8 protein-coding genes are annotated in these 7,525 nt (G+C 68.8%); 1 reads left to right on the forward strand and 7 read right to left on the reverse strand.

The window, feature by feature from the left end; genetic code table 11:
- Positions 1–54 precede the first annotated feature (54 nt).
- Positions 55–516 carry a DUF3180 domain-containing protein gene (locus AVR91_RS00185; protein ID WP_063275557.1) on the reverse strand — a complete coding sequence of 154 codons (462 nt, stop codon included), beginning with the start codon at positions 514–516 and terminating at the stop codon, positions 55–57.
- 60 nt (positions 517–576) lie between these two features.
- On the opposite strand from AVR91_RS00185, the gene AVR91_RS00190 reads away from it, so the two are divergent.
- Positions 577–1,518, forward strand: coding sequence for a MerR family transcriptional regulator (locus tag AVR91_RS00190; protein WP_063275558.1), 942 nt, complete (start codon positions 577–579; stop codon positions 1,516–1,518).
- A 153-nt stretch (positions 1,519–1,671) separates the two neighbouring features.
- Here the strand turns inward: AVR91_RS00190 and folK are convergent, their stop codons facing one another.
- From folK to AVR91_RS00220, 6 genes are all read right to left on the reverse strand, one after another.
- Positions 1,672–2,160, reverse strand: a complete 489-nt coding sequence (folK, locus tag AVR91_RS00195) for a 2-amino-4-hydroxy-6-hydroxymethyldihydropteridine diphosphokinase (protein ID WP_063275559.1) — start codon at positions 2,158–2,160, stop codon at positions 1,672–1,674.
- Complete coding sequence (gene folB, locus AVR91_RS00200; RefSeq protein ID WP_063275560.1) at positions 2,157–2,516, reverse strand: dihydroneopterin aldolase; 360 nt, start codon at positions 2,514–2,516, stop codon at positions 2,157–2,159. Before folB ends, folK begins: the two co-directional genes overlap by 4 nt.
- On the reverse strand, positions 2,509–3,351 hold the full coding sequence (gene folP, locus AVR91_RS00205; protein ID WP_063275561.1) for a dihydropteroate synthase: 843 nt from the start codon (positions 3,349–3,351) through the stop codon (positions 2,509–2,511). The genes folB and folP overlap by 8 nt, the downstream gene beginning before the upstream one ends.
- Positions 3,348–3,962 carry a GTP cyclohydrolase I FolE gene (folE, locus tag AVR91_RS00210; RefSeq protein ID WP_063275562.1) on the reverse strand — a complete coding sequence of 205 codons (615 nt, stop codon included), beginning with the start codon at positions 3,960–3,962 and terminating at the stop codon, positions 3,348–3,350. Before folE ends, folP begins: the two co-directional genes overlap by 4 nt.
- Positions 3,931–6,348: an ATP-dependent zinc metalloprotease FtsH gene (ftsH, locus tag AVR91_RS00215; protein WP_016337778.1), complete on the reverse strand. Its 2,418-nt coding sequence runs from the start codon at positions 6,346–6,348 to the stop codon at positions 3,931–3,933. The genes folE and ftsH overlap by 32 nt, the downstream gene beginning before the upstream one ends.
- 189 nt (positions 6,349–6,537) lie before the next feature.
- Positions 6,538–7,371 (reverse strand): ESX secretion-associated protein EspG, encoded by an 834-nt coding sequence (locus AVR91_RS00220; RefSeq protein WP_063275563.1) that lies wholly within the window; start codon positions 7,369–7,371, stop codon positions 6,538–6,540.
- Positions 7,372–7,525 lie beyond the last annotated feature (154 nt).

A 7,525-nucleotide genomic window follows, 5' to 3' on the forward strand; every position in this document is an offset into this window, starting at 1 on the left:
TTCTAGTAATCCGAACGAGACCTAGTCGGTACTTCGAGCGGTGGCTCTCGCGCGTTAACCGGTCGGCTCGGGATGGCTGTCCCGATCACCGCCCTCGGGGGTCCGGCAGCAGTGTTCGAGCCATAAAGCCGCAGCTACCAGCGCCACCGAGCTGACGATCCCGACCGTCGCCGAGCGGAGATCACCGCTCGCCGCGAGGAGTTCGTCACGTCGCGGAAAAAGATACGCGAAAGCCGCCAGCCAAACCCCCGTCATCACGGATCCGGCGAGCGACGAGGCCTTCGCGAGGGCCACCGATCGGGCGACGGAGATCGCGGAGAGCACGCGGTTGCTCTTGATCCGCGCACGGATGATGAAGGCGAGCACGACCTCGCAGAGCGCGAGGACGAGCAGCGTGATTCCGGCGAACAGCGGAAGCGCGGGGATGGAGCCGTACGCGACCTGGAAGAGCAGATAGGCCAGGACCAATCCCAGGAGGCCGGCCACCGCCAGCTCGCGTGGCCGGGTGAAGTGCATGGTCCAACGCTACCTGGCAGGCTTGACTCTCCACCAACTGGAGAGTCGACGATGAAGCATATGGGCACCGCAGCGGTTTTCACCATCGGGGAGCTGGCCAAACGGACCGGCCTGCCGGTGAAGACCATCCGCTTCTACTCCGACGAAGGGCTCCTGCCCCCGACCGACCGCACCGATTCGGGCTACCGCCTCTACGACGCCACCGCGATGGCGCGCCTGGAGCTGGTCCGGACGCTACGGGAGCTCGGGCTGGGTCTCGCGGACGTGGAGCGGGCGCTGACCAGGGAAGCGACCATCGGGGACCTCGCGGTCCAGCACGTCGCCGCCCTGGACGAGCAGATCCGGCGGCTGGAACTGCGTCGCGCGGTCCTGCGAGCGGTGGCCAAACGGGACTCACCACTGGAGGAGGTCGAACTGATGAACAAACTCGCGTCGATGTCGGACGAAGACCGCAAACGTTTGCTCGACGAGTTCTGGGCGGACATGGTCGAAGGGCTCGAACTGGATCCGGAGTTCTACGAGCGGATGCGCTCGGCGAAACCGGAACTGCCCGACGACCCGACGCCCGAGCAGCTGGAGGCCTGGATCGAGTTCGCCGAACTCGTGCAGGACGACGAGTTCCGCGCGTCGATCCGCCGGATGAGCGAGTGGCACTCGCAGCTCCGGAAGCAGGACGGAGCGGACTTCGGCGCGAAGCAGCAGGAGCTGTGGACGGCGTGGAGCGCGAAGGCGACCGAAGCGCTCGAAGCCGGCCTCGCGCCGGACTCGCCCGAAGGCCGGGAGCTGGCGGAGACGATCTTCACTCAGTCTTCGCGCAACGGCCGCGACCCGCGCGACCCTGCCTGGCGCAAGCGGCTGACCGACGGGATGGCGATCAGCTCCGACCCGCGTGCCGAGCGGTACTGGCTGCTGCTGGGGAAGATGAACGGCTGGCCGTCGTTCCCGTCGCAGATGCGGCAGGCCGAGTGGATCATCGCCGCCCTGCGCTCCGCGCTCGCCTAACGCGCGTTTAGTCCTCTAATTGCCTGATCGCCGGCGGGCGCGGGTGGGCGTTGCGAAAGCCACTTTCGCAACGTTGAAGGTTGCGAAAGTGGCTTTCGCAACCTCTCCGGGACCCCCGCCTAATGCAGTGGTTGGTATCGCCGACTACCGCATTCAGAGGACGAAATGCGTGAGGCGGACGGAGTCGCGGTCCGAGGCGGGGCGGGCCGCGAGGAGGTCGGCGACCGGGCCGTGGCCGGGGAGCACCGCGTCGGGCTCGATCTCCAGCCAGGGGATCAGCACGCTCGCGCGCTCCGGCGTGCCGGGATGCGGAAGCAGCAACTGGGGGTCGTCGGAGCGAACCCCGTCCACGGTCACTATGTCGACATCCAGCGTGCGCGGACCCCACCGGAGTTCGCGCACGCGCTCCGCCGCCTGCTCGGCGGCCTGCCCGGTGCGCAGCCAGTCCCAGTGATCGCGCGCCGGATCGTCGACCAGGACGACGGCGTTGAGGAAGTCCGGCTGATCCTCGACTCCCCAAGCCTTGGTCTCGTACACCGACGACACCGCGACGACCGCGGGCCGGACCGCATCGACGGCGGACCGGAGGTACGTGAGCCGGTCCCCCAGGTTGGAACCGAGCGAAAGCAGCGCCCGGCTCATCGCTCCCGCCGCACCGTGACGGCGACGTCGTCGAATTTCAGCGGGATCGGCGCCGACGGCTTGTGCACCGTCACCTCGACGGCGGTCAGCCGCTCGTCGCGCAGCACCTCGTCGGCGATCTTCCCGGCGACACTCTCGATGAGGTCGTATGGCTCGCCCGCCACGATCCCGGCCGCGAGTTCCGCGAGTTCGCCGTAGTGCAGCGTCTTGGTCAGGTCGTCGGACGCGGCGGCCGGACCGAGGTCCAGCCACACCACGATGTCGACGACGAACTCCTGCCCGTCCCGCTTCTCGTGGTCGAAGACCCCGTGCCTGCCGAAGACCCTCAATCCGGTCAACGTGATCCGGTCAGACAACGGGACTCCCCTTCCGCCAAGCCGCCGCGACGGTCACGGCGTCGATACTCGCGCCGACCTCGTGCACCCGCACACCCCAGGCACCGGCCGCCGCCGCGAGCGCGGACACGGCCGCGGTCGCGTTCTCCCGGCCGTCCGGCGGAGCGGGCTTTCCGTCCTTTCCGGACAAAAGGCGCCCGAGGAACCGTTTGCGCGACGCGCCGACGAGGACCGGGAAACCCAGTGACAGAAAGGAATCCAGGCCGTTCAACAACGCCCAGTCGTGCTCGGCGTTCTTCGCGAAACCCAACCCGGGATCGAGCACGATCGCGCCGCGGTCGACGCCCGCGGCGAGCGCTTCGTCTACTCGGGACAGCAGCTCGGCGCGCACGTCCGCGACGACGTCCTCATAGGACGCGAGTGCGTTCATGTCCTTGCTGTGCCCGCGCCAGTGCATCAGGACATACGGGACACCGGTCTCGGCGGCCACCTTCGCCATGTTCGGATCGGCCAGCCCACCGGAGACGTCGTTGATGACGGACGCGCCCGCCTCGATCGCGGCGAGGGCGACCTCGGCGCGGGTGGTGTCCACGGACATCGCGATACCGTCGGCGGCGAGCGAGCGGATCACCGGCATGATCCGGGAAATCTCGGTCCCGGCGTCCACCCGGGACGCTCCCGGCCGCGTCGACTCCCCGCCGACGTCGATCAGATCCGCGCCGCGCGCCCACATCTCGTGCGCGTGCTCCAGCGCCTGCTCGACACCGAGGTAGCGGCCACCGTCCGAAAAGGAATCGGGGGTGACATTGAGGATCCCCATCACCGCGCACCGGCCGGGCCGGGGCAGGGCGGTCATCGACGGCCCTTGATCAGATCCAGCGCCTCCGCCCGCGAGGACGCCGAAGACTGCAGCAGCCCGCGCACGGCGGACGTCGTCGTCCTGGCGCCGGGTTTGCGGATCCCGCGCATGGCCATGCAAAGGTGTTCGGCCTCGACCACGACGATCGCGCCGCGGGGCTCGAGTTTGCGCATGAGCGCGTCGGCGACCTGGGAGGTCAGGCGCTCCTGGACCTGCGGGCGCTTGGCGTAGAGATCGACGAGGCGGGCCAGTTTGGACAGGCCGGTGACCTTGCCGTGCTCGTTGGGGATGTACCCGATGTGAGCGACGCCGTGGAATGAAAGCAAATGGTGTTCACAGGTGCTGAACATCGGGATGTCCGTCACGAGCACGAGTTCTTCGTGTGCCTCGTCGAACGTGCGGTCCAGGACGTGGTCCGGTTCGGTGTAGAGACCGGCGAACATTTCCCGGTAAGCGCGAGCGACCCGGGCCGGGGTCTCCAAGAGACCGTCCCGGTCCGGGTCCTCACCACAGGCGAGCAGGAGTTCGCGTACGGCTTTCTCGGCCCGGTCCTGGTCGAAGACCGGGCGGTCGCCGTTATCGCTTGGTGTCGTCCTGTCCGTCGTCACGCCGTTGCTGTCCTTCGTCCTGCTGACCGCCGGGCTGGTCAGCGAACCAGCCGTCGCGCGGGCGGTCTTCGGCGGGACGCCAGGGCTGGTTCGGCTGGCCGCCCGGCTGCGTGGCCGGGGTCCATCCGGGAGGAGCCCCGTAGTTCGGCGGGCCGCCTACGGGCCCACCTTGGTAACCGCCTGCCGGTCCGCCCGGCTGCTGCCCACCATATGCCTGGGGCCAGTGACCGGTGCCGTTCGGCCCGCCGTTGGGGCGACCGCCGTTGGGGTAGGCGCCCGGCGGCGGAGGGGCGTACGGGTTGGCGTTCGGGTCCGGCGGCGGGGCCGGCTGCGTGTACGGCGGGCCACCGGGGAGGTCGCCGCCGCCCTGCGCGGTGCCGACCGGGGTCGGCGCCGGCTGCAGCACCGGCTGCTCCTTCTTCTCCTCCGGCGGGGGCCACGGCTCGCCGCGCTCCATCGCCAGCTCGCCGGGGGTCTTGATCGGCGGCTTGTCGGACGGCTTGCGGTCGCCGAACTCGTTGAAGATGGTGATGTGCGGGCGCTTCTCGACGGTCGCGAAGATCCGCTCGAGATCCTTGCGGGTCAGCGTCTCCTTCTCGAGGAGCTCGATGACGAGCTCGTCGAGCACGTCGCGGTAGGTGCTCAGCACGTGCCACGCCTCGGTGTGCGCGGTCTCGATGAGCTTGCGCACCTCCTCGTCGATCTCGTGCGCGACCTCCAGCGAGTAGTCCGCCTGGCGGCCGGCCGAGCGGCCGAGGAACGGGTCGCCCTGTTCCTGGCCGTACTTGACCGCGCCGAGCCGGGCGCTCATGCCGTATTCGGTGACCATCGCGCGGGCGATCTTCGTCGCCTGCTCGATGTCGGAGGAGGCACCGGTGGTGGGCTCGTGGAAGACGAGCTCCTCCGCGGTCCGGCCGCCCATCGCGAAGACCAGGCGCCCGATCATCTCCGAGCGGGTCATCAACTCCTTGTCGTCCTCCGGGACGAGCAGGGCGTGACCGCCGGTGCGCCCGCGCGGGAGGATCGTCAGCTTGTAGACCGGTTCGATGTCCGGCATCGCCCACGCGGCGAGCGCGTGCCCGCCCTCGTGGTAGGCCGTGATCTTCTTCTCCTTCTCGGAGATGATCCGGCTCTTGCGGGCGGGGCCGCCGACGACGCGGTCGACGGACTCCTCCAGCGCGGCGTCGGTGATCACGTGCCCGTTCTGGCGGGCGGTGAGCAGGGCGGCCTCGTTGAGGACGTTCGCCAGGTCCGCGCCGGACATGCCGACGGTCCGCTTGGCGAGGCTGCTCAGATCGGTGCCCTGCGCGATCGGCTTGCCCTTGGCGTGCACCTCGAGGATCGCCTTGCGGCCGCGCATGTCCGGCGCGGACACCGGGATCTGGCGGTCGAAGCGGCCGGGGCGCAGGAGCGCCGGGTCGAGGATGTCGGGACGGTTGGTCGCGGCGATCAGGATGATGCCGCCGCGCGCGTCGAAGCCGTCCATCTCGACGAGGAGCTGGTTCAGCGTCTGCTCGCGCTCGTCGTGGCCGCCGCCGAGGCCGGCGCCGCGCTGGCGGCCGACCGCGTCGATCTCGTCGACGAAGATGATGCAGGGCGCGTTCTGCTTGGCCTGCTCGAACAGGTCACGGACGCGCGAGGCGCCGACACCGACGAACATCTCGACGAAGTCGGAACCGGAGATCGTGTAGAACGGCACGCCCGCCTCGCCGGCGACGGCGCGCGCGAGCAGCGTCTTACCGGTACCGGGCGGCCCGTAGAGCAGCACGCCCTTGGGGATCTTCGCGCCGAGCGCCTGGTAGCGCGCCGGGTTCTGCAGGAAGTCCTTGATCTCGTACAGCTCTTCGACGGCCTCGTCGGCGCCCGCGACGTCCCCGAAGGTCGTCTTGGGCATGTCCTTGTTGAGCTGTTTGGCCTTCGACTTGCCGAAGTTGAGGACGCGGTTCCCGCCGCCCTGCGCGTTGTTCATCATCCACATCAGCAGGCCCAGCACCAGCGCCAGCGGGATGGCGAAGATCAGGATCTGGGTGAGGACGTTCTGCTGGGTGACCTTGGTGGTGAACTTGACCGGGTTGTCACCGCTCTTGAGGCCGATGAGCTGGCCGTAGATGGTGCCCGCGACGTTCGCCGGGTACTGCGCGATGATCTGGTCGACCTGCTGGCCGTCGACCTCGATCTTCTTGTTCAGCAGCAGCTTGATCTGCTGCTCCTTGTCCTCTTGCGAGGCTTCCTTGACGTTGTTCGCGGTGATCTGCTGGTTCGCGATCGAGATCGGCACCTGGGTGTAGCCACGATCACTGTCGAAGATCGTGTTGTATGCGAGAAACGCCAGTACCGCCGCGAGAATCCAGAGCACTGGGTTCCTGAGCACGCTCTTCCGGTTCATACGACTCGGCCCTGGTGGCCTCGACCCTTCCTGGTTGGGCGGCTCCTGTGATACCCGCCATCACGATCTTGACGACCCATGGTGCTCCGACACCCGCCCCTCAGGATACCGCCCGCCTGGACGGATGAGGGTGGTGAGCCTCTCGGACGTAAACGGCGGACGCCTCGTGAGGGTTCCCGGAGCGGGACCCTAGCGTGTGTCGACCGCCACACCGGCGGCCATTTCACCCAGCCGCATGCGGAGTGTCTTGACGTCGGCGGGCGAGACGGTGACCCACTCGCGGCCGTCCGGACCGGCCTGTGACGTGCTGAGATAGCGGCCGCTGGCGGTGTCGAACCAGCCGATGACCCGGGATCGCTGCTTGGCGCCCACGTGGGACCGGCTGTTCGCTGCGAGCTGACCGCCTCGGAGCCTCGGCTGGCCGGTGAGCTTGCCGAACGCCTCACGCGGGTCCGCGGTGATGCGTTCACTGAGCGAGACGCGCGGCTTGTCCTTGCGGCGGCTCTTCGCCGCTTCGGGCTCTTCGGACTGCTTCGTCGCGTTGATGGCGGCGCGGATCGGCTCGGTGCGGCGGGCGTCGTCGATCGGCAGCGTGATGGACGCCTCCGAACCACGCTGCCCAGGGGGCAGCAGGTCGACGACCGCGGTCGGGAGCCCGTCGGCGGGCGCCTCGCGCAGCCAGATCCCGGACTGGTCCTGGATCGCGATCACCCCGTCGCGGCCGTCGGTGGCGCCGAGCACGGCGATCGTCGGAGCCTGGAAATCGGGGATGTGCAGCGCGTCGATGGTCAGCGAACCGCGGGCGAGGAGGTACAGCCAGTCCTCGATCTTCCGCTCCAGCCGCCCCCGGCCGTCGCGGATGCCGCGGGCCTGGAGCTCGTTGTCGACGCGCTGGCGCAGCGCCCGGCGTTCGAGCTCGGTCGCGCCGTGCGACCGGACGCGCAGCGGGTACGGCAGGTCGCCGAGCTCGGCGGACTCCCAGAGGAAGTCGAACGCCATCGGCGTGAAATGTTCCTGGTGCATTGCTCCGTGCCCTCCCGGCACCTCGGCTTCTGGGCCTCGGGACGCCCAGCGGGTTCACGATAGCGAAGGGGTACGACAGTCGTCGTCCGGATGCGCTAAGTGTCCGCCGCGAACGCTATGAACGGGACGTTCCTTGCAAATTTTGCAAGGAACG

It is taken from the genome of Amycolatopsis keratiniphila subsp. keratiniphila, from assembly GCF_001620365.2.
In the GTDB taxonomy this organism is placed as follows: domain Bacteria; phylum Actinomycetota; class Actinomycetes; order Mycobacteriales; family Pseudonocardiaceae; genus Amycolatopsis; species Amycolatopsis keratiniphila.

Coding starts and splice junctions, on each gene's coding strand:
- ftsH (WP_016337778.1), bottom strand. CDS start 6,348: ATGAACCGGAAGAGCGTGCTCAGGAACCCAGTGCTCTGGATTCTCGCG.
- AVR91_RS00190 (WP_063275558.1), top strand. CDS start 577: ATGGGCACCGCAGCGGTTTTCACCATCGGGGAGCTGGCCAAACGGACC.
- folP (WP_063275561.1), bottom strand. CDS start 3,351: ATGACCGCCCTGCCCCGGCCCGGCCGGTGCGCGGTGATGGGGATCCTC.
- folK (WP_063275559.1), bottom strand. CDS start 2,160: ATGAGCCGGGCGCTGCTTTCGCTCGGTTCCAACCTGGGGGACCGGCTC.
- AVR91_RS00220 (WP_063275563.1), bottom strand. CDS start 7,371: ATGCACCAGGAACATTTCACGCCGATGGCGTTCGACTTCCTCTGGGAG.
- AVR91_RS00185 (WP_063275557.1), bottom strand. CDS start 516: ATGCACTTCACCCGGCCACGCGAGCTGGCGGTGGCCGGCCTCCTGGGA.